General features: G+C 63.0%; 21 protein-coding genes. 10 read left to right on the top strand and 11 right to left on the bottom strand.

Going from position 1 to position 24133, the window contains the following annotated elements; translation table 11 throughout:
- The first annotated feature begins 86 nt into the window (after positions 1–86).
- The 7 genes from CGZ66_RS13335 to CGZ66_RS13305 all read left to right on the top strand — a co-directional run bounded on the left by CGZ66_RS13335 (position 87) and on the right by CGZ66_RS13305 (position 8417).
- On the top strand, positions 87–1457 hold the full coding sequence (locus CGZ66_RS13335) for a glutamine synthetase family protein (protein ID WP_095084608.1): 1371 nt from the start codon (positions 87–89) through the stop codon (positions 1455–1457).
- Between the two features lie 182 nt (positions 1458–1639).
- Positions 1640–3028 carry an aldehyde dehydrogenase family protein gene (locus CGZ66_RS13330; protein ID WP_095084607.1) on the top strand — a complete coding sequence of 463 codons (1389 nt, stop codon included), beginning with the start codon at positions 1640–1642 and terminating at the stop codon, positions 3026–3028.
- Between the two features lie 17 nt (positions 3029–3045).
- Positions 3046–4218 (top strand): iron-containing alcohol dehydrogenase, encoded by a 1173-nt coding sequence (locus tag CGZ66_RS13325; RefSeq protein ID WP_095084606.1) that lies wholly within the window; start codon positions 3046–3048, stop codon positions 4216–4218.
- A gap of 242 nt (positions 4219–4460) precedes the next feature.
- Positions 4461–5567 carry an ABC transporter substrate-binding protein gene (locus CGZ66_RS13320; protein ID WP_095084605.1) on the top strand — a complete coding sequence of 369 codons (1107 nt, stop codon included), beginning with the start codon at positions 4461–4463 and terminating at the stop codon, positions 5565–5567.
- Positions 5568–5754: 187 nt separating this feature from the next.
- On the top strand, positions 5755–6549 hold the full coding sequence (locus tag CGZ66_RS13315) for an ABC transporter permease (protein ID WP_245331104.1): 795 nt from the start codon (positions 5755–5757) through the stop codon (positions 6547–6549).
- Positions 6546–7337 carry an ABC transporter permease gene (locus tag CGZ66_RS13310; protein WP_095084603.1) on the top strand — a complete coding sequence of 264 codons (792 nt, stop codon included), beginning with the start codon at positions 6546–6548 and terminating at the stop codon, positions 7335–7337. The genes CGZ66_RS13315 and CGZ66_RS13310 overlap by 4 nt, the downstream gene beginning before the upstream one ends.
- Before the next feature lie 15 nt (positions 7338–7352).
- A complete protein-coding gene (locus CGZ66_RS13305) occupies positions 7353–8417 on the top strand; it encodes an ABC transporter ATP-binding protein (protein ID WP_095084602.1) in 1065 nt (354 codons plus the stop codon).
- Positions 8418–8456: 39 nt separating this feature from the next.
- Here the strand turns inward: CGZ66_RS13305 and CGZ66_RS13300 are convergent, their stop codons facing one another.
- Positions 8457–9083: a glutathione S-transferase family protein gene (locus tag CGZ66_RS13300; RefSeq protein WP_095084601.1), complete on the bottom strand. Its 627-nt coding sequence runs from the start codon at positions 9081–9083 to the stop codon at positions 8457–8459.
- Between the two features lie 126 nt (positions 9084–9209).
- Here CGZ66_RS13300 and CGZ66_RS13295 point away from each other — a divergent pair, with 126 nt between their 5' ends.
- The 3 genes from CGZ66_RS13295 (at position 9210) to CGZ66_RS13285 (ending at position 12617) form a co-directional block, all read left to right on the top strand.
- The gene (locus tag CGZ66_RS13295) at positions 9210–10760 is read left to right on the top strand and encodes a cation:proton antiporter (protein ID WP_095084600.1); all 1551 of its coding nucleotides are present in this window, start codon (positions 9210–9212) and stop codon (positions 10758–10760) included.
- A gap of 92 nt (positions 10761–10852) precedes the next feature.
- Positions 10853–11764, top strand: a complete 912-nt coding sequence (locus tag CGZ66_RS13290) for an endonuclease/exonuclease/phosphatase family protein (protein ID WP_095084599.1) — start codon at positions 10853–10855, stop codon at positions 11762–11764.
- A 7-nt stretch (positions 11765–11771) separates the two neighbouring features.
- Positions 11772–12617, top strand: coding sequence for an EamA family transporter (locus CGZ66_RS13285; protein ID WP_095084598.1), 846 nt, complete (start codon positions 11772–11774; stop codon positions 12615–12617).
- Between the two features lie 9 nt (positions 12618–12626).
- Here CGZ66_RS13285 and CGZ66_RS13280 read toward each other — a convergent pair whose 3' ends face one another.
- The 10 genes from CGZ66_RS13280 to CGZ66_RS13235 form a co-directional block, all read right to left on the bottom strand.
- The gene (locus CGZ66_RS13280) at positions 12627–13844 is read right to left on the bottom strand and encodes an MFS transporter (protein ID WP_095084597.1); all 1218 of its coding nucleotides are present in this window, start codon (positions 13842–13844) and stop codon (positions 12627–12629) included.
- Between the two features lie 90 nt (positions 13845–13934).
- Positions 13935–14252 carry a Dabb family protein gene (locus CGZ66_RS13275; RefSeq protein ID WP_095084596.1) on the bottom strand — a complete coding sequence of 106 codons (318 nt, stop codon included), beginning with the start codon at positions 14250–14252 and terminating at the stop codon, positions 13935–13937.
- A 10-nt stretch (positions 14253–14262) separates the two neighbouring features.
- Positions 14263–15891, bottom strand: coding sequence for a GMC family oxidoreductase (locus CGZ66_RS13270; RefSeq protein WP_095084595.1), 1629 nt, complete (start codon positions 15889–15891; stop codon positions 14263–14265).
- A 13-nt stretch (positions 15892–15904) separates the two neighbouring features.
- Entirely contained in the window at positions 15905–16666 is a 762-nt protein-coding gene (locus CGZ66_RS13265) for a 3-ketoacyl-ACP reductase (protein WP_095084594.1), read from the bottom strand.
- Positions 16663–18180: a GMC oxidoreductase gene (locus tag CGZ66_RS13260; RefSeq protein ID WP_095084593.1), complete on the bottom strand. Its 1518-nt coding sequence runs from the start codon at positions 18178–18180 to the stop codon at positions 16663–16665. The genes CGZ66_RS13265 and CGZ66_RS13260 overlap by 4 nt, the downstream gene beginning before the upstream one ends.
- Before the next feature lie 5 nt (positions 18181–18185).
- Positions 18186–19301, bottom strand: a complete 1116-nt coding sequence (locus CGZ66_RS13255; protein ID WP_095084592.1) for an ABC transporter ATP-binding protein — start codon at positions 19299–19301, stop codon at positions 18186–18188.
- Between the two features lie 4 nt (positions 19302–19305).
- Complete coding sequence (locus CGZ66_RS13250; RefSeq protein WP_095084591.1) at positions 19306–20250, bottom strand: carbohydrate ABC transporter permease; 945 nt, start codon at positions 20248–20250, stop codon at positions 19306–19308.
- Positions 20247–21203 (bottom strand): carbohydrate ABC transporter permease, encoded by a 957-nt coding sequence (locus CGZ66_RS13245; protein ID WP_095084590.1) that lies wholly within the window; start codon positions 21201–21203, stop codon positions 20247–20249. The genes CGZ66_RS13250 and CGZ66_RS13245 overlap by 4 nt, the downstream gene beginning before the upstream one ends.
- A gap of 90 nt (positions 21204–21293) precedes the next feature.
- On the bottom strand, positions 21294–22547 hold the full coding sequence (locus CGZ66_RS13240; RefSeq protein WP_095084589.1) for an ABC transporter substrate-binding protein: 1254 nt from the start codon (positions 22545–22547) through the stop codon (positions 21294–21296).
- 59 nt (positions 22548–22606) lie between these two features.
- A complete protein-coding gene (locus CGZ66_RS13235) occupies positions 22607–24118 on the bottom strand; it encodes an aldehyde dehydrogenase family protein (RefSeq protein WP_095084588.1) in 1512 nt (503 codons plus the stop codon).
- Positions 24119–24133 lie beyond the last annotated feature (15 nt).

Here is a 24133-nt window from a genome sequence, read left to right as displayed (position 1 = left end):
ATCGACCGTCATGGCCATGGCCGGCATCGTGCCGGCCATGGCTTTGTTTAACTCATTCAAAGCTCAAGCGCTGGAGTGCCACAAGAATGGCCGGAAATTTCTCGTTCGATCAGTTGAAGAAGGCGGTCTCCAGCGGCGAGATCGACACGGTGCTGGCCTGCATCGTCGACATGCAGGGCCGGCTCGTAGGAAAACGGTTCCTGGCGCAGTACTTCGTCGATTCCGCGCATGACGAGACGCACGGCTGCAACTATCTCCTGGCTGCAGACATCGATATGGAGCCGGTGCCCGGCTACAAGGCGGCGAGCTGGTCGAAGGGCTATGGCGATTTCGTCATGAAGCCGGATCTGGCGACGCTGCGGTGCATTCCGTGGCTGGAGAAGACGGCGCTGGTGATCTGCGATGTCCTCGACCACCACACGCATGACGACCTGCCGCATTCGCCGCGCGCGATCCTGAAGAAGCAGGTCAAGCGGCTGACGGAGCGCGGCTATATCGGCTATTTTGCTTCCGAGCTCGAATTCTACCTGTTCAACGAGACCTACGATTCCGCCCGCAAGAAACACTGGCAGGGTCTCGATACCGCCTCGCCCTATATCGGTGACTACCAGATCGGCATCACCACCAAGGAAGAAGGCGTCATGCGCCGGCTTCGCAACGAGATGGAAGCAGCCGGCATCCCGATCGAGAATTCCAAGGGCGAGTGGGGCCCGGGCCAGGAAGAGATCAATGTGCGCTATGCCGAGGCGCTCGACATGGCCGATCGCCACGTCATCCTGAAGAACGGCGCCAAGGAGATTGCCGAGTCCGAAGGCAAGGCGATTTCGTTCATGTCCAAGTACAATTACGGGCTGGCCGGCAATTCCAGCCATATCCACAATTCGCTGTGGAGCGCCGACGGCAAGACGCCGCTGTTCTTCGACAAGAAGGCCGACTGGACGCTGTCGACGCTTGGCCAGCAATGGGCGGCGGGACAGCTGAAATACGCCAAGGAATTCACCTGGTTCCTGGCGCCCTACATCAACTCCTACAAGCGCTTCCAGGCCGGCACCTTTGCGCCGACCAAGATCATGTGGAGCGAGGACAACCGCACAGCGGGCTTTCGCCTGTGCGGTGAGGGCACCAAGGGCATCCGCATGGAATGCCGCATCGGCGGCGCCGACCTCAACCCCTATCTCGCCTTTGCGGCGCTGATCGCCGCCGGCCTTGCCGGCATCGATGAGAAGCTGGAACTGCAGAAGCCGTTCGTCGGCGATGCCTATCAGGCGTCGCGTTTGCCGGAGATCCCGAAGACGCTGCGCGACGCCACCGAGACGCTGGCGAAGTCGAAGATGCTCAAGCAGGCGCTCGGCGAGGACGTGCTCGAACACTATGTCCACACCGCGAAGTGGGAGCAGTTCGAATACGACCGCCGGATTACGGATTGGGAGCTGCACAGAGGGTTCGAGCGGTACTAAACTGGTTCGCGAACGTAGGCGCCGCCTCTCTCCGCACCCCTCCCGTGAAACACGGGCAGGGGATGCCCGCGCCGGAACACTTCCCTTCTCCCCGTGACCATACGAGGCGAAGGTGCCGGGCAGGCGGATGAGGGGTAGCGCCAAGCCATAAGATTTTATTGTAGAATGCGAGGACTTACAAAATGACCGAGACGGTCAAACTCAAATCCCCCATCGATGGCTCGATCTACGCCGAGCGGCCCGTGGCAACGGACCAGGCGATCAATGCCTCGGTTGAGCGCGCCAAGGCGGCGCAAGAGAAATGGGCCGAGACGCCGATCGTCGAGCGCGGCAAGTACATGCTGGCGATGCTGGAAGCGCTGGTCGCGATGACCGACGAGATCGTGCCGGAAATCGCCTGGCAGATGGGGCGCCCGGTGCGCTATGGCGGCGAGTTCGGTGGCGTCAAGGAACGCACCAACTACATGGTCGAGATCGCCGAGGCGGCGCTCAAGGCCGTGCCGGCTTCCAACCCGAAGGACGGCTTCCGTCGCTATGTGAAAAAGGACCCGCTTGGCGTGGTCATGGTGATCGCGCCGTGGAACTATCCCTATCTCACCGCGGTCAACACCATCGTGCCGGCGCTGATGGCCGGCAACGCCGTCATCCTCAAGCATGCGGCGCAGACGCTGCTGGTTGGTGAGCGCTTTCAACAGGCTTTCGACAGAGTTGGCCTGCCCAAGGGTGTGTTCCAGAATGTCGTGCTCAACCATGCGCAGACCGAGAAGCTGCTCGGTTCGGGCAAGATCGACCACGTCAACTTCACCGGTTCGGTCGGCGGTGGCCGCGCCATCGAAAAGGCGGCGGCGGGCACCTTCATGACGCTCGGCCTTGAGCTTGGCGGCAAGGATCCGGCCTATGTGTTGCCTGATGCCAAGATGGATCATGCGGTCGCCAATCTGGTCGACGGCGCCTTCTACAATTCCGGCCAGTGCTGCTGCGGCATCGAGCGCGTCTATGTGCACGAAAAGGTCTATGACGAGTTCGTCGAGGGCTTTATCGCCGAGACCAAGAACTATGTCGTCGGCAATCCGCTCGACCAGGCAACGACGATGGGGCCGATGGCGCAGGCGCGTTTCGCCGACCTGATCCGCGAGCAGAAGGCCGAGGCGCTGCGCAAGGGCGCGGTGGCGCACATCAACATGAAGGTGGCCACCGACAAGGCCGGCTCGCCCTATCTGGCGCCGGAAGTGCTGACGCAAGTAGACCATCAGATGAGCGTCATGCGCGAGGAGAGCTTTGGGCCGATCGTCGGCATCATGAAGGTGCGCAACGATGAAGAGGCGATCGCGCTGATGAACGACAGTCCTTACGGGCTGACCGCTTCGATCTGGACCCGCGATACAGAGCATGCCGTGGCGATCGGCAACCGCGTCGAGACCGGCACGGTATTCATGAATCGCTGCGACTACCTCGATCCGGCCCTGGTCTGGACTGGCGTCAAGGACACCGGCAAGGGTGCTGGCCTGTCGGCCATCGGCTATGACAATCTGACCAGGCCGAAGTCGTTCCATCTGCGCGAAGCCATCTGATTTTCGAAAGATAAAAAATGTCCAAACTCATCTCCAAATGGAACTACCCCACCACCGTCCGCTTCGGCGCCGGGCGCATCAAGGAACTGCCTGAGGTGCTGGCGGCCACCGGCATCAAGCGGCCGCTGTTCGTCACCGATCCGGGCCTGGCGAAACTGCCGGTCGTTGCGTCCACCTTGAAAATCCTCGACGATGCCAAGGTCCCCTACGGCGTCTTTTCCGAGGTGAGGCCGAACCCGGTGGAGTCCAATCTCACCGCCGGCATCGCGGTGTTCAAGAAAGGCAAACATGACGGCGTCATCGCCTTCGGCGGCGGCTCGGCGCTCGATCTCGGTAAGCTGATCGCCTTCCAGGCCGGCCAGACGCGTCCGGTGTGGGACTTCGAGGATGTCGACGACTGGTGGACGCGTGCCAATTCCGACGCGATCGCGCCGATCATCGCGGTGCCGACCACGGCCGGCACCGGATCGGAAGTCGGCCGCGCCGGCGTCATCACTAATGAAGCGACGCACACCAAGAAGGTCATCTTCCATCCCAAATTGCTGCCGGCCATCGTCATTGCCGATCCGGAACTGTCGGTCGGCATGCCTGGCTTCATCACCGCCGGCACCGGCATGGATGCACTTGCCCACTGCCTCGAGGCCTATTGCGCGCCGGGTTACCATCCGATGGCCGACGGCATCGCCGTCGAAGGTGTCCGGCTGGTCTTCGAGAACTTGCCGAAGGCCTATGCCAACGGCAAGGATCTCGTCGCGCGTGCCCATATGATGAGCGCCGCCGCGATGGGCGCCACCGCCTTCCAGAAGGGGCTGGGCGCCATCCACTCGCTGTCGCATCCGGTCGGCGCGCTGTACGACACCCATCACGGCATGACCAATGCGGTGTTCATGCCCTATGTGCTGGCCTTCAACCGGGACTCCATCGAGGAGCGCATCGGCCGGCTTGCCGCCTATTGCGGCATCAAGGGCGGCTTCGACGGCTTCGCCAGGGCGATCATCAAATTGCGCAAGGAACTCAAGGTGCCGCATGCGCTGCCGGGCCTGATCAAGGGGCTCGACATGGACAAGAAGCGCAAGGGGCTGATCGCCGACATGGCGGTGGTCGATCCGACCGCCGGGGGCAACCCGGTCAAGCTGACCAAGAAGGCGGCCCTGACCTTGCTCGAAAACGCCATCGCCGGCACGGTGTAAGACGGCTTTCTTGCTGAAAATTGATCTGGAAAATCAGGGCAAACCAAGGGGGAAAGGATGAAACACATGGTGGAAAGTAATTAGCCGGAAAAATAAGTGATGGCTAATTGCTACAGCCGGTTAAAAAGAGTTAAATTTTCGCGCTGCGAGCAGCCGGTTTCACAAAGCTTTCATCTGGCTGTCACATGAAAACGATACCGGATCGCAGGCGTCCAACGGCGTCAGTTCAACGGAGAGAACACATGTTCAAATTCACGGGGAAAGTGCTTTCCCTTACGGCCGCGACCCTTATGGCGTCGTCGGTGATTTCGTCCGCGGCTTCGCTGGACGATCTCGTCAAGGCCGCTAAGGCTGAAGGCCAGCTCACCACCATTGCCTTGCCGCATGACTGGTGTGGTTACGGCGACGTCATCGCCGGCTTCAAGGCAAAGTATCCGGAAATCACCATCAACGAGCTCAACCCCGATGCCGGCTCCGGCGACGAGGTCGAGGCGATCAAGGCGAACAAGGACAACAAGGGCCCGCAGGCGCCTGACGTCATCGACGTCGGCCTGTCCTTCGGCCCGACCGCCAAGGCCGATGGCCTGCTGATGCCTTACAAGGTGTCGACCTGGGACTCGATCCCGGACAGCGCCAAGGATGCCGATGGCGCCTGGTACGGCGACTATTACGGCGTTCTGTCGTTCATGGTGAACAAGGACCTGATCAAGGAATCGCCTGCTGACTGGGCTGACCTGCTGAAGCCGGAATTCGCCAACGCGGTCGCCGTCGCCGGTGATCCGCGCGCTTCGAACCAGGCCATCCAGGCAGTGTATGCCTCCGGTCTGTCGACGGGTGCTGCCGCTGGTGAAGCTGCCGGCACTGCTGGTCTCGACTTCTTCAAGAAGCTCAACGCCGCCGGCAATTTCGTTCCGGTCGTTGGCAAGCCCGCAACGCTGGCCCAGGGCCAGACCCCGATCCTGATCAACTGGGACTACAACGCGCTTGCTGGCCGCGACACGCTGAAGGGCAACCCGCCCGTCGACGTCGTCGTGCCGAAGACCGGCGTCGTCGCCGGCGTCTACGTGCAGGCAATCAGCGCTTTTGCGCCGCATCCGAACGCAGCCAAGCTCTGGATGGAATACCTTTATTCCGACGAAGGCCAGATCGGCTGGCTGAAGGGCTATTGCCACCCGATCCGCTTCAACGATCTCGCCAAGAACGGCAAGGTTCCGGCGGACGTGCTGGCCAAGCTGCCGCCGGCGGAGTCCTACGCTTCGGCCGTGTTCCCGACGCTCGACGAGCAGGGCAAGGCCAAGGAAGCCATCAGCAAGAACTGGGACGCCGTTGTCGGCGCCAACGTCAAGTAAGACTTGAAATCCACCGGGCGGCCGCGAGGCCGCCCGGCCTTCCCTCGAAGACGGTAGCCGGCGCATGACCGATCTCTCGCTTTCAAATCAGGCACTAGCCAGCAAGCCAGCGTCGCCGAACCAGGCGACTGCGTTCCGCTTGCCGACGCAATGGATCGGCGTGGCGCCGTTCTTCATCTTCGCCCTGATGTTTCTGATCTTTCCCACGATCTATCTCGTGATCGGGGCGTTCCAGAACAGTGAAGGCCAGCTTACGCTCGACAACATCCTGCAATTGGTCAGTGACCCTTCGATCAGCAGTTCCTACTGGGCTTCGATCAAGATCAGTTTCTGGTCGGCCATTATCGGGGCCTTTGCCGGGCTCGCAATAGCGATCGCAATCGTGCGCGGCGGACTTCCAAGCTGGACGCGCTCCGCGACCCTCACTTTTTCGGGCGTCGCCTCGAATTTCGCCGGCTTGCCGCTCGCCTTCGCGTTCCTGGCAACGCTCGGCCGTGTCGGCATCGTCACAACGCTTCTGCGTGACGTACTCAACATCAACATCTATGCGATGGGCTTCAATTTCCTCACCACGTCGGGCCTGATCGCGGTTTATCTGTTCTTCCAGATACCGCTGATGGTGGTCATCATCGTGCCGGCCATCGACGGGATAAAGAAGGAATGGGGCGAGGCGGCTGCCACGCTCGGGGCGACGCAGTGGCAATATTGGCGCATGGTGGTCATACCGGTTCTGTGGCCAAGCTTCCTCGGCACGGTCATCCTGTTGTTCGCAAACGCCTTTGGCGCAATCGCGACCGCTTATGCGTTTGCCGGTCCGGCGCTCAACATCGTCCCCATCAAGCTCTACTCGCAGATCAACGGCGACGTGCTGCACAACCCGCAACTCGGCTATGCCATCGCCTTCGGCATGATCGTCATCACCGGGCTTGCCAACGTCTTCTACATCTGGTTCCGGACTCGCTCCGAAAGGTGGCTCAAATGAAGTCGGGAAAATTCTGGGCCTGGGTCGTCTTCGTCGTCGGCGCCGCCTATTTCTTCATTCCGCTGATGGCGACGGTCGAGTTCTCTCTGCGCATGCGGCGTGGCGTGCATTCCTTCGACGCCTATCAGATCGTGTTGGGCGATCCACGCTTCCAGTCGACCTTCCTGTATTCGGTGGTCGCGGCCGTCTTCACCATCATTCTCGGTGTGCTGATCGTGGTGCCGGCAGCGTACTGGATCCGGCTGCGCCTGCCGCAACTGCGGCCGGTTGTCGAATTCATCACCCTGCTGCCGCTGGTCATCCCCGCCATCGTCATCGTTTTCGGTTACATCAGGATGTACGGCTCGAACTCGCCGCTGCCGTTCCTGGGAAGCAACATGGGTGCGAATGCCTTGCTGGTGATCGGCTATGCGACGCTGGCCCTGCCTTACATGTATCGTGCCGTCGATACCGGTCTGCGCACCATCGACGTGCGCACGTTAACCGAAGCAGCGCAGATCCTGGGCGCCGGCTGGGGCACGATCATCGGCCGCGTGATCCTGCCCAATGTGCTGATTGCCGTGCTGTCGGGCGCCTTCCTCACCTTTGCCATCGTCATTGGCGAGTTCACCATGGCCAGCCTGCTCAATCGGCCGGCCTTTGGCCCGTACCTGCAGAACATCGGCGCCAACCGCGCCTATGAACCGGCAGCCCTTGCCATCATCGCCTTCGCCATCACCTGGGGCTGCATGTCGCTCATCCAGATCCTGTCCCGCTTCGCGCCGAAATCGGCGAACCGCCCGAACTGACCTGAGAGAAAAGCCATGGCCGAGCCATTCCTATCCATCCAGCATGTGCGGAAGTCCTACGGTTCCAACACCGTGGTGCAGGATTTCAGCCTCGACGTCGAGCCGGGCGAATTTGTTTCGTTCCTCGGACCGTCCGGTTGCGGCAAGACCACGGTCCTGCGCATGGTCGCCGGCTTCGAGGAGCCGTCGGCCGGCAAGATCGTCGTCGCCGGCAAGGACATCACGAGGCTGAAGCCCAACCAGCGCAATGTCGGCATGGTGTTCCAGGCCTATGCGCTGTTCCCGAACCTTACCGTGGCGCAGAACATCGCGTTCGGGCTGAAGGTTGCCGGCATGTCGAAGGCCGACGCCGACAAGCGTGTCGCCGAGATGCTCGACATGATCAAGCTGCCACAGATGGCCGACCGCTATCCCTACCAGCTTTCCGGCGGCCAGCAGCAGCGCATTGCGCTGGCGCGTGCGATTGCGCCGAAGCCGAAGCTGCTGCTGCTCGACGAGCCGCTGTCGGCGCTCGACGCCAAGGTGCGCGTGTCGCTGCGCGAGGAAATTCGCTCGATCCAGAAGAAGCTCGGCATCACCACCATCTTCGTCACCCATGACCAGGAAGAGGCGCTCTCGATCTCGGACCGCATCGCCGTCATGTATGGCGGCAAGGCCGAGCAGGTCGCCACGCCGTTCGAGATCTACAACCGGCCGGCGACCAAGTTCGTCGCCAATTTCGTCGGTACGCTGAACGTGCTCGAAGGCAAGGTCACCGATGCTGCATCGGGCAAGGTGCAGGTCGACACGCAGGAAGTTTCGCTCAAGGGCAAGCTCAACGGCTCGAAGTCCGGCGACACCCTGTCGCTTGCCCTGCGTCCGGAAGCCATTTCGCTAGGCCTTCAGCCCGGTCGCGACTCCAGCCTTTCCGGCGAGATCTCCGAAGTGCATTTCCTCGGCTCGGTGATCCGGGTTCGTGTCGGCATCGGCGGCAACACCGTGTCGCTCGATACGTTCAACAGCCCGGCCACACCACCGCCCGCTGTCGGCGAAAAGGCCGAGATTTCGTTCTCGTCGAGCGATATGCTGGTGCTGCACTAGGCGGTAGAGCGGACGGGGCAGGGGAAGAACCAAGCCCCCTCAGGCCGGCGCTATGAATGGCTGCATGACTGTCTGAAAGACCGGCAGCGCTTCCATTTTCGCGGCATGTGTGTCCAGCGCCGGGAAGTCGGCCAGCAACACAAGCCCCGGATGCGCCTCGCCGATGAAGCGGAGCACGGCGGTGACCGCGATGTCGGCATGGCCGATGCGGTCGCCGAACCAGTAAGGTGTCGACCTTCCCCGACGATCGGCTTCCAAGACTGCAAGGACAGCCTCGATCTGTGTGCGGCAGCGCCCGGCCCAAAGGTCGGAAACTTTCTCATGCAGCCGCGTCTCATAGAACAGGCTGACCGCCTTGTCGCCGAGGCCGGTTGCCAGGGCTGTTATCCGCAGCGCCTGGTGACGCGCCGGTTCGGCCGCCGGAAACATCCTGCGCTCGGCCGGAACGAGGGTGTCGAGATAGTCGAGCATCAAATGGCTTTCGATCAGCACCTCGCCATTGTCCAGCACCAGGGTCGGCACCCGGGTCAGCGGGTTGTAGGGCCGGATCTTGTCGGCATCGCCGAAGGCCGACCACGGACGGTGCTCGTAGGCGATGCCGTACAAGGTCATCGCAATGCCGACGCGGCGAACGAAGGGGGAGTCAAATTGGCCAATCAGGATCATGGTCGGTGCCTTACGCTGCAAGTGACTGCTTGACATACTGCCACGGGGCTTGTGCGCAATGGTCAATCAACAGCATCTTGCTGGCTTGCCACTGCCGACAACGCAGCATCACGGGGGTAACAGGCCATGGCTCTTTTCGAACTGACGCTTGTCCTGCTTTTGACTGCCGTTGCGCTGACAGCGCTGTCGCGGCGGCTGGAGATTCCCTATCCGTCCCTGCTGGCCTTGGCCGGGGTCGGGATTGCCTTCGTGCCCGGTGCGCCAATGATCGAGATCGATCCGGAACTGGCTCTTGCCCTGTTCATTGCGCCGGTGCTTCTGGATGCCGCCTACGACACATCGTTGCGGGATCTCAACCGTTACCGGCTGCCGCTCGCGCTACTGGCGCTCGGCGCCGTCGTCTTCACCGCGGCGGTCGTCGCTTTCGTCGGCTGGAAGATGGCCGGGCTGCCGGTCGCGGCGGCAATCGCGCTCGGCGCCATCGTCGCGCCGCCCGATGCGGTCGCGGCGAGCGCCGTACTCGGACAGTTCAAGGTGCCGCACCGCATCACCGCCATCCTGCAGGGCGAGAGCCTGCTCAACGATGCCACCGCACTCCTGATCTACCGCCTGGCGGTTTCTGCAGCGCTCGGCTCGATCATGCTGAGCAACGCCATCCCGACGATCCTGCTGTCGACGATCGGCAGCCTCGTCGCGGGTTATCTGCTTGGCCGCTTTTCGCTGCTGACGCTCAGCCGGATCGAGGATGCGGCAAGCAGCACAGTGGTGCAATTCGCCGGGACATTCGGAGTCTGGATCCTGGCCGACAGGTTGGGCCTGTCGGCCATCATCACCATCGTCGTCTACGCCATGACCATTGCGCGGATGGCGCCGCGCCGCATGTCGGCCAGGCGGCGCGTCAGCACCTATTCGGTGTGGGAATCGGCGGTCTTCGTGCTCAACGTGCTGGCCTTTGTGCTGATGGGCCTGCAGGCACGATCAATCGTTGGCCGCCTCTCCGGCGACGGGCAAGGCGAAGCCTTTCTCTTCGCTGCAACGGTGCTGGCCGTCGTCATCGTGGCACGCCTCGTCTGGGTGGGGAGTTACGTTGCGATCATCCGATGGTTGGCCCGCTTCGGAAGCGAAGACCAAAGGCGAGATGTGCCGACGTTTGGCGGCGCGGTGCTCGTCGGTTGGTGTGGCATGCGGGGCCTGGTGACGCTGGTGGTGGCCATTGCTCTGCCGGCGGGTTTTCCCGGCCGCGATCCGATCGTGCTTGCCGCCTTCGCGGTCGTTCTCGGCACGCTGGTGCTGCAAGGCATGACCCTGAAGCCGCTGCTGCGGATACTCAACTTCGACCCGGACAGAACGGTCGACAACGAGGTGGCGCAGGCGCGGGTGGCCATCATGCAGGCCGCCCTTGACGTGTTGAGCCGCAAGACATCGGCCGCTGCTGCTGTTGTGCGCGAGCAGTATGAGGCGCAGCGCCTGATCGCTCAAAACCCGGAGGACGCACAGGCGGCAACCGAATATGACCGGCTGCGCCTCTATGCCATCAACCGCCAGCGCGACACGCTCGAGGAACTGCGCCGCAACGGCACAATCGGTGACGAGGCCTATCACCGGCTTGAAGAGGAAATCGACTGGTCGGAACTGGCGGCATCGCCAGCTGGAAGTTTCCAGCCACTGACGACGTGAGATATCTGGCCCAAGCCGCTGCCATTTCCCTGCACATTGCAACCAATCTGCCGAACCGCTACTGCCATCATCGAAATTGAGCCGGATAAGCAATGAAGCTGGTCAGCTACAACATCCAGTACGGGTTCGGCAGCGACGGCCGCTACGATCTTTCGCGTGCCGCCCGCATCGTCGCCGGCGCCGACATCATCGCGCTGCAGGAAGTCGAACGGCACTGGCAGCGCAGCAACTACGACGACCAGCCGGAGCTTATTTCCCGCCTGCTGCCGGACTATCACTGGGTCTATGGTCCGGCCTTCGACATGGACGCCAGCGAGCAGCGCGACGGCCGTCTGATCAACCGACGCCGGCAGTTCGGCACGATGGTGCTGTCGAAGCTGCCGATTGTCTGGTCGCGGCTGTACGCGCTGCCGATGCGCCGCACACTGCGGCCGCTCAACACGCGCAACGCGGCGCTTGAATGCATGATCCGAGCGCCGGCCGGCCCGGTTCGGGTGTTTTCGTTGCATCTCGCCCATATCGCGGCGGAGGAGCGACTGGAGCAGATCGATTACCTCTTGGGCGAACATCGCCGTGCAACCCGAGAGGGCGGACCCTGGAGCGGCATCGATGACGAGCCGTCGCGCAACTGGAGCAATGGCGAGCCGGAGCCGGAGAACCCGCTGGAAGCGATCTGGATGGGCGATTTCAACATGGAGCCGGGCAGCGTCGAATATAGCCGCATCGTCGGCAGCACGCCCTATCATCGCGGCGCCGCCTACCTCGATGGCTTCGTCGATGCCGCCGCCGTTGCCAGCCAGCCGACCGCGGATTTCCACACCCATGTGAAGACCATCGACGGCAAACTGGCCAAACGCCGGCTTGACCATTGCTTTGTCGGCGGCATGTTTGCCGGGCGCGTCCGCTCGGTCGGCGCCGATGTCGGCGAGGTCGCATCGGACCATTTCCCCCTACGGCTCGACATCGATCTCGAAACACCGCTCGCCGTGCTGCGCGGCGGATGAGCCGGCGATGACGCCCTTCGTCTTCTTCGCGGTGCTTGCCGCCGCCGCCATGCACGCGATCTGGAATGCGCTGGTCAAGGTGCATCTCGACCGCTTCCTGTCGATCACGCTGATGACGCTCGGCATGGGCGCTGCTGCCCTTGTCGTGCTGCCTTTCGTCGAAGTGCCGAAGGCGCAGGTGTGGCCCTACATCATCGCCTCGGTGATCTTCCACATGGGCTACCGGACCTTCCTGATCGGCGCCTACCAGGCCGGCGATTTCGCCCAGACCTATCCGCTGGCGCGCGGCACAGCACCTTTGCTGGCAGCCCTTGGCGGTATGTTCGTGGTCGCCGAGGTGCCGGCACCGCTTGCCATTCTGGGTATTTTTCTGCTGTCGGCCGGCACGCTGGTGATGTCGTTTCGCGGCGGTGCGCATCTGGAAAAGCTGAACCTGCGCGCGGTCGGCTTTGCGCTGGGCACCTCGATCTTCATCGCCAGCTACACGCTGTCCGACGGCAGCGGCGCGCGGCTGGCCGCCACGGCGCAAAGCTACGCCGCCTGGCTGTTCATCTGCGATGCCCTCGGAGCGCTGGTGCTGTGCCTTATCTTCCGTGGGCCGAAAGCGCTGCCGGTGCTGGCGCGCGACTGGAAGGTGGGCCTGTTCACCGGCGTACTCAGCGGTGCGGCCTACTGGATCGTGATGTGGGCAATGACCAAGGCGCCGATCGCATCGGTGGCGTCGCTGCGCGAGACCTCGATCTTGTTCGCCATGATGATCTCGGTCTTCGCCCTCGGCGAGAAGATGACGGGCTGGCGCGCGGCCGCCGCGCTCAGCATTGTCGCCGGCGTTGTTGCGCTCCGACTGGGCTAGCTGCCGCCGTTAGCCCAGCACGGTCATCACTTGGCCGCGTCGCTCCGGACTGAAGCGGATGACGACGATGATGCAGACGGCAACCACGCCGGCAAAAAGCGCAAGCGCATATCCGTAGCTGCCTCCAGGGGCTTCCGCGATGCCTGCCTGGTAAGGGCCGCCATAGGACGCCGCGAGATTGCCGGCCTGATAGATGAAGCCGGGCAAGGTCGCACGCACGGACCCCGGCGAAAGCTCGTTGAGATGCACCGGGATGACGCCCCAGGCGCCCTGGACAGCGACCTGCATGACGAAGGCGCCGATGGCGAGCATGAAGGGCGTGGTGCTGTAGGCCCACAGTGGAATCGACGGCAAAGCAATCAGGCACGCCAGGGTGATGGCGTTGACGCGGCCGATCTTCTCGGACAGCGCGCCGAATGCCAGGCCGCCAACGATGGCGCCGATGTTGGCGACGATGGTGATCCAGCTCACCGTATGCGGATCGAAGCCGTGCTGCTTCTTCAGGAAGGTTGGGTAGAGGTCCTGTGTGCCATGGCTGAAGAAGTTGAAGAACATCATCAGCACGACGGCATAGAGGGCGACGCCCCAGTGCTTTTGCAGCGTCTCCAACAGTCCCGGCCTGGCGGTCTTCTGCGCGTCGACGAAGGCCGGCGATTCCGGCACGTGCGAGCGGATGAACAGCACGATCAATGCCGGCACGAAGCTGAGCAGGAACATGGCGCGCCAGCCGATCGTGTAGCCGCCGATAGTCTGCTGATAGAGCAGGCCATAGACCACTGCCGCCAAGAGGTAGCCCGTCGGATAGCCGCATTGCAGGATGCCCGAGACCATGCCGCGCGCGCTGGGCGGGATAGACTCCATGGCGAGCGAACTGCCAAGTCCCCATTCGCCGCCCATGGCAATGCCGAACAGGGCGCGCAGTGCCAGGAAGATGCCGAGATTGGGCGAGAAGGCGGCCAGCGCGCCAATCACCGAATAGCTGACGATGTTGAGCATGAGGATGGGCTTGCGCCCGTATTTGTCGGCAAGCATGCCGAAGAAAAAGGCGCCGATGAAGCGTGTCGCCAAAGTCAGGAACAGCGCCTTCGATACGGCCGGGACATCGGTCTTGAATTCAGTCGCAATATCCGTGAGCAGGAATGTCAGGAGGAAGAAATCGAAAGCGTCGAGCGTCCAGCCCAGAAATGAAGCCAGGACGGTTTTCTTCTGTTGGGAATTGAGGTTCAAGACGTTCCTCCTTTACCGTCCCCGGGCAACGATATGTCGCCCGGTCGGCAAAAGAGAACAGCCGTCAGCCGGCTTTCGAAAAACCGGCGGTCACTTTTTCGTAAGATCGAGATCGAAGACCATCAATCCGTCGGTGCCGCCTTCGAGAGCGGCGACCAGTCGGGCGCCGGCGCGCTGATGCGCCTCATGCACCAGATAGGCGTCGCGGGTGGCGGCATCGCGGAAATCGATGGTGAAGCCATGCGTGAAGCCGCGGCCGAACGGCTCGGGGCTGACATTGGCGCTGAATTGGACCGCTTCCATGCCCTCCACCACCTGTCGCAGCGCTTCGAGATCGGCATGGATTGCCATGCGCTCGGCGGCGGGAACATCGTTGCGAAACCTGGCGAAGACACAGTGCCTGATCATTTTTTTGCTCCTAAGCCGCCCGGTTTCCGGAAAACACGGCCGGCGGCAGCGGCTCGCGGTCAAGGATCAGATCGGCACCCTTTTCGCCGACCATGATGGTCGGCGCATTTGTGTTGGAGGAGGGCACGCGCGGCATCACCGAGGCGTCGCAGACCCGTAGGCCCTCGATGCCGCGCAGCCGCAGATCCGGCGTCACCACGGCCATGTCGTCATGGCCCATGCGGCAGGTGCCGACCGGATGATGGTCGGTCTTGGAACTGCGGCAGGCATAGTCGAACAGCTCGTCGTCGCTGGCGAGCGACGGGCCGGGCAGCACCTCGCGCAGCACGTAGGGCTGAAGTGCCTTCTGCCGCATGATCTCGCGCGCCAGCCTCAGTCCCTTGATCGACATGGCGCGATCGTAGGGATCGGACCAGTAGTTCGGATCGATCAGCGGATGGTCGGCTGGGTCGGCGCTCTTCAGCCGCACCGTGCCGCGCGAGCGCGGCCGCAGGAAGGCGGAATTCAAGGTGACGCCCGGGTTGTTCAGCTTCTCGACGCCGGCCTCAATGCCGGAACCCAAGCCGAGATGGAACTGGATGTCGGGCGAGGCTGCGGTCGGGTCGGCGTACCAGAAGCCGCCGGTCTCGAACAGGCTGGAGGCCACCGGTCCCTTCTTCAGCAGCAGATATTGCAGGCCGGCCCAGGCCGTGCGGTGCAGCTTGGCGTAATTGTCATAGGTGTGGTCGCCGGTGCATTCGGCGATGACGAACAGGTCGAGATGGTCCTGCATGTTGGAGCCGACGCCGGGCAGGTCATGCACCGGCGTGACGCCGACCGATTTCAGATGGTCGGCCGGGCCGATGCCCGACTGCATCAACAGCTTCGGCGAGCCAATTGCGCCGGACGAGACGATCACCTCGCGGTCGGCGCGCAGGATTTTCTTCTCGCCGCCCGGCCTGTCGACGATCTCGACACCGATGGCGCGGCCTCTCTCGACGACGATGCGCGTCACCAGCACATCGGTCCTGACAGTAAGGTTCCCGCGAGCGCGGATCGGCTTCAAATAGGCGACCGAAGCGGAGGAACGCCTCGCGTCCTTCTGGGTCAACTGATAGTAGCCGACGCCCTCCTGGCTGGCGCCGTTGAAATCTGGGTTGAAGGGAATGCCCATCTCCTGGCCGGCGCGGAAATAAGCCTCGCAGATCGGCAGTGGCGAAATCGGGTTCGACACGCCGAGCGGGCCCTGGTCGCCATGAAAGTCGTTGGCGTAACGCTGGTTGTTTTCGGCTCGCTTGAAATAGGGCAGCACATCGCGATAGCCCCAGCCGGCGAGACCTTCTTCCTTCTCCCAGGCGTCATAGTCGCGGGCATTGCCGCGCGTGTAGATCTGGGCGTTGATGGAAGAACCGCCGCCGACCACCTTGGCCTGCGTGTACCAGAAGACGCGGTCCTTCATGTGCTTCTGCGGAACGGTCGACCAGCCCCACGAGGCAATGCCCTTGGTCATCTTGGCAAAGCCCGCCGGCATGTGGATATAGGGATGCCAGTCCTTGCCGCCGGCTTCCAGCAGCAGCACCTGATGCGTCGGATCCTCGCTCAACCGGTTGGCCAGAACGCAGCCGGCCGGGCCGGCGCCCACGATGATGTAGTCGGTCATGACACTATCCACCTTACAGCCGCGGCACGGAGAGCGCGCCGTCGACATTGATGATCGAGCCGGTCGAAAAGCCGAGCTTGCCGCCGGCAAGCGTCGCCACCACGGCACCGATGTCCGATGCTTCGCCCCAGCGCTTTGCCGGCACCAGCCCGCCGTCGATCAAGGCGCCGTATTTGGCGGTGACGCCTGATGTCATGTCGGTTCGGATGATGCCCGGCCGCACCTCGAATACAGCGATGCCCTCGGCGGCAAGCCTGAGCGCCAGGGTCTTCACCCACATCGACAGGCCGGCTTTCGAGATGCAGTAGTCAGGCCGTTCCGGCGACGCCATTTCGGCGCTGACCGAGGTGATGGTGATGATCGATTTCGGGTGATCTCCAGGTACAGCCAGCATCGCCTTGGCGACGGCCTGGCTGAGGAACACGGTGCCGCGCAGGTTGATGTTGAGCGCCTTGTCGAAATTCTCGGGCTTCAGTTCCAAGAGGTCGCCGCGCACGACGGCGCCGACGCCCGCGTTGTTGACCAGGCATTCGATGCGGCCGAAGGCGCGCATCGCGGCGTCGACCAGTGCCGCATGGCCGCCGAGATCGGCGATGTCGCAACTGACGTAGGCGAACTTGGCGCCGCGCGTGGTGATGTCCTTTGCTATCCCGTCAGCGAGTTTTTCGGCAAGGTCGGCGACGAGGATGTCGAAGCCGGCATCTGCAAGCGCCTGGGCGCAGGCAAGGCCGATGCCGCGCGCGCCGCCAGTGACGATGGCCGCCGGGCGGCTCATTGGGAAAGCTCGCTCTTGCGGATATGGTCGGCGACACGCAGCGCTTGCGCGGCGATCGACAGCGCCGGATTGACGGCGGCCGAATTCGGCAGGAAGCCGCCATCGACAACGAACAGATTCCGATGATCGAAGGACCGGCAGAACGGGTCGAGCGGCGCGGTGGCGGGATCGTCGCCCATCTTCACCGTGCCGCACTGGTGCGACGGCGTGCGCTTGTCGAAGGGGCGCGACAGCACGATCGGATAGCCGCAGGCGCGGAAGTTTTCGCGCATCACCTTGGTCAAGCCGTCGAGCGACTGCATGTTGGAGCGCCGCCATTGCATAACGATATCCCTGCCGTCGACCATGATACGGCTTTCGGGATCGGGCAGGTCCTCGCACATCAAGTACCAGTCGACAGCATGGCCGGCCATGAAATCGAGCGCGAATTTGGGCGCGAATTTCACATTGGCGCTGAGGATGTTGCCGTCGATCTTGCCGAGCAGCTGGACGTTGCCGAGCGGCTTGCCGCCCTTGCCGTCGGAAAGGTAATAATCGTTCAGCATCAGCGTCTTCTGGTAGACGGCATCGTTGCGGCGACGCGGATCGATGGCCAGCATGGCGCTGGAATTGTGGTTCATGAAATTGCGGCCGACCTGGTCGGAGCGGTTGGCGAGGCCCTTGCCACCTCCCTTGCCGGTGGTGGGTGACGGCGAACGCAGCAGGATGACGGCGGAATTGACCGCGCCGGCGGAGAGGATGACCAGCTTCGGCGTCAGCTTTTTCAACGCGCCATTCTGGTGGTAGTGAACAGCGACGATGGTTTTGCCGTCGGCCGAGGCTTCGAGATACTCGACATAGGCGCCGGTCTCCAACTTTATGTTCGGGTCGGTCAGCGCCGCCGTCAGCGGTCCCGTTTGCGCGTCGACCTTGCCTTGGCCGGTGTTGGGAAACGCGTCCCAGCCGGTCTTGCCCTCCTTCAGCCAGGTGTCGATGTCGACGCCGAGCGGCAGCGAGGCCGGATGCAGGCCGAGGCCCTTGAGCTCGGCGCGGGCGCGCGCGATGGGCGCCTCGTCGGGCACAGGCTTGAAAGCATAGGGGATGGAGTGGAACGGCTCGGTCGGGTCCTCGCCGAGTGAGCCGCGCACGCGAAACAATTGCTCAGCCTTCGAATACCAGGGCTCGAATTCTTCATAGGAAAACGGCCACGCCGGCGAGACGCCGCCGAAATGCTCCATGGCCGCAAAATCTTCCCTGCGATAGCGGATCAGCACGGCGCCGTAGAATTTCGAATTGCCGCCGACATAGTAATAGTTGCCGGGGTTGAAGGCCGCACCGCCGGCCTCGCGCCACATCTCCTTCGGCCGATAGTGGCCGTCGACGAAGATGGAACGGGTGTCGCGCGCATGCGGCGTTGCCGTCAACGGTTCGCCGCGCTCCAGCATCAGGATCGAGGCGCCGCTGCCGGCCAGACCGGAGGCGATCGTGGCGCCGCCGATGCCGGAGCCGATGATGACGATATCGGGATTTGTCATCTCGGTCAGAGAATGCGGTTTTCGGTCGCCGGATCGAAGAACACCGCCTTGGTCAGGTTGAAGGCGAGCGGCGTGTTGGTGCCGGGCTGGATGTTGGCGTCGGCGCGTAGCCGCGCCACCACGCCCTTGCCGCCGAGATTGGTGACGGCGAAGGTGTCGGAGCCTGCCGGTTCAACGACCTCGACAAAGCAGTCGGCAGTGGCGATGTTCGAGGCATTGCGCTCGGCGCCTTCCGGATCGGTCAGGGCTTCGGGGCGGACGCCGAAGATGATCGGCTTGCCCTGGAATGCCGACAGGCCCGCCGGCGCATTGGCCATCGGCAGCGAGATCGGCTCGCGCGCCTCGCGCTGCAGCACGACGGACAGCGCATTGCCGTTGGTGCCGATCGTCGCCGGGATCAGGTTCATCGCCGGCGAGCCCATGAAATCGGCGACAAAGAGATTGGTCGGGTTGTTGTAAATCTCGGCCGGGGTGCCGAACTGCTGTACTTCGCCGTCGCGCATGACGGCGATCTTGGTCGCCAGCGTCATCGCCTCGATCTGGTCGTGGGTGACATAGACGATGGTGGTGCCGGTGGTGGCATGCAGGCGCTTGATCTCGATGCGCATGTCGACACGCAGCTTGGCGTCGAGGTTGGACAACGGCTCGTCGAACAAGAACAGTTTTGGGTCGCGCACCAGCGCCCGGCCCATGGCGACGCGCTGGCGCTGGCCGCCGGAAAGCTGGCTCGGCTTGCGCTGCAGCAGGTGGCCGATCTGCAGCACCTTGGCCACCTTGTCGATCGCCTTCTGCCGCTCTGCCGCTGGCACGCCGCGCATCTCCATGCCGAAAGAGATGTTTCCGGCCACCGTCATGTTCGGATAGAGCGCATAGCTCTGGAACACCATGGCGATGTCGCGCTTGGACGGATGCAGATCGTTGATCGCGCGGCCTTCGACACGGATTTCGCCCGAGGTGATCGTCTCCAGGCCGGCGATGGTGTTGAGCAAGGTGGACTTGCCGCAGCCGGACGGGCCGACCAGCACCAGGAAGCCGCCCTTGTCCAGTTCGACATCGATCCCCTTGAGGATCTCGACCTGGCCGAAGCGCTTTCTCAGGCCATCAATTTCCAGAAAAGCCATCAGATTATCCTTTGACGGCGCCCGCCATCAGACCGCGCACGAAATAGCGGCCGGCGAGCACATAGACGAGAAGGGTTGGCAGTGCGGCGATCATCGCGGCTGCCATGTTGACGTTGTATTCGACGACGCCTGTCGAGGTGTTGACGACGTTGTTGAGGGCCACAGTCATCGGCATCGCGTCGCCGGTGCCGGCATAGGCAGAGGCGAACAGGAAGTCGTTCCAGATGTTGGTGAACTGGTAGATGACGGTGACGACGAAGATCGGCATCGAGTTCGGCAGCATGATGCGGCGGAAGATCTGGAAGAAGGAGGCGCCGTCGACCTGCGCCGCCTTGACCAGTTCGGTCGGGAACGCCTCGTAATAGTTGCGGAAGAACAGCGTGGTGAAACCGATGCCGTAGACGACGTGGACGAAGACGAGATTGACCGTCGCGTTGCCCAGGCCGAAGCTCGTTCCGACCGAGTTCTGCAGCGACACGCCGAAACGGCCAAGGCTGCCGAGGATCGTCGCCATCGGCAACAGCACCGACTGGAACGGGATGAAGCAGGCGAACAGCATCAGCCCGAACACCAGCGTTGCGCCGCGGAAGCGCCATTTGGTCAGCACGTAGCCGTTGAGGGCGCCGAGCATCGTCGAGATCAGCACGGCCGGAACCACCATCTTGATGGAGTTCCAGAAATAGCCCTTGATGCCGGCGCAGGTGAGGCCGACGCAGGTCTCGCCCCAGGCCTTCACCCAGGGATCGAAGGTCGGTGCCTGGGGCAGCGCCAGCATGTTGCCGTTCTGGATCTCATCCATGGTCTTGAACGAGGTGACCAGCATGACGAACAGCGGCATCAGGTAGAACAGCGCAAACAGCGCCAGCAGCCCGTAGATGACGATGCGGTTGACGATCCTAGCGTTGACGCCGCCTGAGGCCTGGCGGGCGGGCGTGGTGACGGCGCTCATCGCGGCTTCTCCCGCAGTTCCGAATAGAGGTAGGGCACGATGATGGCGATGATGGTCATCAGCATGATCACCGCACTGGCCGAGCCGACGGCCATTTCGTTGCGCTTGAAGGTGTACTCATACATGAAGTTCGACGGCAGCCAGGCCGAGCCGCCGGGGCCGCCGCTGGTCAACGCCACGACCAAGTCATACGATTTGATGGCGAGGTGGGCGAGCACGATGAAGGCCGACAGGAAGATCGGCCGCAGCAGCGGGATGACGATACGGCGATAGAGCTGGAAGGTGGTGGCGCCATCGATCTGCGCCGCCTTCATGATCTCGCCGTCGATGCCGCGCAGGCCGGCCAAAAACATCGCCATGATGAAGCCGGAGGCCTGCCAGACGCCGGCAATGACCACGGTGTAGATGACGAAGTCCTTGTTCTTGATCCAGTCGAAATGGAAGCTCGTCCAGCCCCATTGATGCAAGGTCTGCTCGAGGCCGAGACCGGGATCGAGGAACCATTTCCAGGCGACGCCGGTGACGATGAAGGACAGCGCCATCGGGTAGAGATAGATCGGCCGCAGCACGCCTTCGCCGCGGATCTTCTGGTCGAGCAGGATGGCCAGGAACAGGCCGAGCGCCAGGCAGATGAAGATGTAGAGAAAGCCGAAAATGCCCATGTTGGTGATCGACGTGTACCAGCTCGATGGCGGGTCGGTGTCGAAGGTCCAGCCCCAAAGCCGCTGGTAGGCGCGCGAGCCGGTGATGACATAGGACGGGAAGGTCTTGGAATTGGTGAAGGACAGATAGATCGTCCACAGGATGAAGCCGTAGACGAAGACAATGGTGATGGCGAAGCTCGGCGCCAGCACGATCTTAGGCAGCGCGTCCTGCAGGCGCGAGCGCACCGAGGCGCGCGGTCGGGCCTGCTCTGGCGTCAGCTTGATCTGGCTTGTCGCTACCGTGCTCATAGGGCTCCTCCCGTCGACGCGAGGCCAACCAGGTTCGCGGATCGGAGCCTTCCCCGCTGGAGCGGGGAAGGCGCTTTTGGTGTGTGGCGCTTACTTGGCGTCGTCGATCGCCTTGACCAGTTCGGTCACGGCCTCGTCCGAGGTCTTGATCTGACCATGGACGAACTTGGAGACGACATCCTTGTAGGCATTGGCGACCGCCGGAGGCGCGCCATAACCCTGGGCGAGCGAGCCGAACAGCGTGCCGCCGTCATTGGCTGCCTTCAGGTCGGCGATGCCCTTCTTGCCGCAAGCGTCGAAGTCGGTGTCCGGAACGTCGGTACGGGCCGGAACCGAACCCTTGACGACGTTGAAGGCCGACTGGAAGCTCTTCGACAGGGTGGCGGTGGCCAATGCGACCTGGGCGGCCTTGCGGTCGTCCGGAACATTGAACATGCCGAACATGTCGGAGTTGTAGATCACCGAGCCGTCGGTGCCCGGGAAGCGATAGCACAGGAAGTCCGTGCCCGGGGTCTTCTTGGCGGCGTGGAATTCACCCTTGGCCCAGTCGCCCATGACCTGCACCAGGGCGTCGCCCTTGATGACCATGGCGGTGGCAAGGTTCCAGTCGCGGCCGGAGAAGTTCGGGTCGACATAGGTGACGAGCTTGGCGAGGTTGTCGAACGACTTCTTCATCGTGTCGGACTTGAGCGAAGCGTCGTCGAGGTCGTTGAAGGCCTTCTTGTAGAACTCAGGTCCACCGGTCGACAGCACGACCGAGTCGAACATGGTGGCTTCCTGCCAGTTCTGGCCGCCGAGAGCGAGCGGGATCACGCCTGCCGCCTTGGCTTTGTCGAGCAGCGCAACGAAGTCGTCGAAGGTCTTCGGCTCGGTGCCGCCGATCTTGTCCATGACGGCCTTGTTGATCCACAGCCAGTTCACCGAGTGGACGTTGACCGGAGCTGCGACCCACTTGCCGTCATAGACCGAGAACTTCTGCAGGGCGGCCGGAACCGACTTGTCCCAGCCTTCCTTCTTCGCCGTCTCGGTCAGGTCGCCCATCACGCCGGCCGCCGCATAGTCGAGCACGGTGTAGCCGAGCATCTGCGAGGCGGTCGGGTAGTTGCCGGCCGCGACCATCGCCTTCAGCGCGGTCATGGCTGCGTCGCCGCCGCCGCCGGCCACCGGCACGTCCTTCCAGGCATAGCCTTCCTTGGCCAGATCGCCCTTGAGGACGTTGAGAGCAGCCGCTTCGCCGCCCGACGTCCACCAATGCAGCATCTGGACTTCCTTGACGTCCTCGGCATGGGCCGCGAAAGCAAGGCCCGATGCGAGAGCCGTTCCGATAAGAAGTTTGCGCAACATGTACTTCCTCCCTTGTTGCATCTACACGACCGGCGAATGTCCGCCGGGTTCTTCTCAACTCAGCCGACCCACCATCCGGTGCGTTGGCCGCGATGAAACTGGATTGTCTTTTCTTCGGTATAGTCCTCTACGGCGCGTTTGCCGAGTTCGCGTCCGAGACCGGACTGCTTGTAGCCTCCGAATGGCAGCTCGGGGTAACCTTCCATGAACGTGTTTACCCAGACGGTTCCCGAACGCACATTCCGCGCCACCGACGTGCAGGTGTCGATGCTGGCGCTCCACACGCCCGCAGACAAACCATAAGGCGTGTTGTTGGCGATGTGCAACGCCTTTTCAATCGTTTCAAAGGTCAGCACCGAGAGCACCGGTCCGAACACTTCCTCGCGCGCGATGGCCATGTCCTCGGTGACGCCGCGGATGATGGTGGGATCGAGGTACTGGCCGGCATTCGAGGCCAGCTGTTTGCCGCCGCTGTAGACGCTGCTGCCGTCGCTTGCCGCTGCCGTAACATAGCCGGCTACCTTGGCCAGATGATCGGACGAGATCATCGCGCCGACCTTGGTGTTGTCGTCGAGCGGATCGCCGACCGTCACCCTGGCTGTAAGCGCCTTGACCGCGCCGAGAAAATCGTCGGCGATCGCCTCATGCACGATCAGCCGGCTGCCGGCATTGCAGCATTCGCCGGCGTTGAAGAAGCCGCCGAACACGGCCGCGTCGGCGGCCGCTTCGAGGTCCGCGTCCGGAAAGACGATCTGGCCGTTCTTGCCGCCGAGCTCCATCGAGACCTTCTTCAAGGATTGCGCGGCGGAGGCCATGGTCATCTTGCCGACGCGGGTGGAGCCGGTGAACGAGACCATCTCGACCAGGGGATGGCTGACCATCGGCGCGCCGACATCGGTGCCAAGACCGGCGAGGATGTTCACGACGCCAGAGGGCAGGCCGGCCTGCATCAGGATATCACCGAGGACGAAGGTCGAGGCCGAAGTCATCTCGCTCGGCTTGACCACCGCCGTGCAGCCGGCGGCGAGCGCGAAAGGCAGTTTCTGGCTGACGATGAGGAAAGGGAAATTCCATGGCGTGATGATCGAGACGACGCCGATCGGCTCGCGCAGCACCACGCCAAGCATGGCGTCGCCGAGATTGGCGTAGGATTCGCCGTGCAAGGTGCGGGCGAGCGAGGCGGCATAACGCCAGATGTCGACAGCACCACCAATTTCGCCGCGCGCCTGGGCGATCGGCTTGCCGGATTCCAGTGCGTCGAGCCGGGCGATCTCCTCCAGCCGCGCCTCGATCAGGTCGGCCGTCTTGAGCAGGATCGCGGCGCGCTCGGCCGCCTTCATGCGCGGCCATGGGCCGGTCTCGAACGCCTTGTGCGCGGCCTGCACTGCGGCTTCGACTTCGGCTTCGCCGGCCTGTGCATAGTGCGAGACGGCGAAGCCGTGGCCGGGGCTCTTGCGCTCCAGCGTGCGGCCATCGCGGGCATCGACATGCCTGCCGTCGATCAGCAGCCGATAGGTTCTTGGCGCTGCGGATGCCTCGGCGGGCATGATGATGTTGAGAGGGGCGTTCATCTAACTGTGTAATCC

This window comes from Mesorhizobium sophorae (genome assembly GCF_002270415.1).
Lineage (GTDB): Bacteria > Pseudomonadota > Alphaproteobacteria > Rhizobiales > Rhizobiaceae > Mesorhizobium > Mesorhizobium sophorae.
Note: the sequence above shows the minus strand (reverse complement) of the source record. Positions and strands in the feature narration are given on the sequence as shown.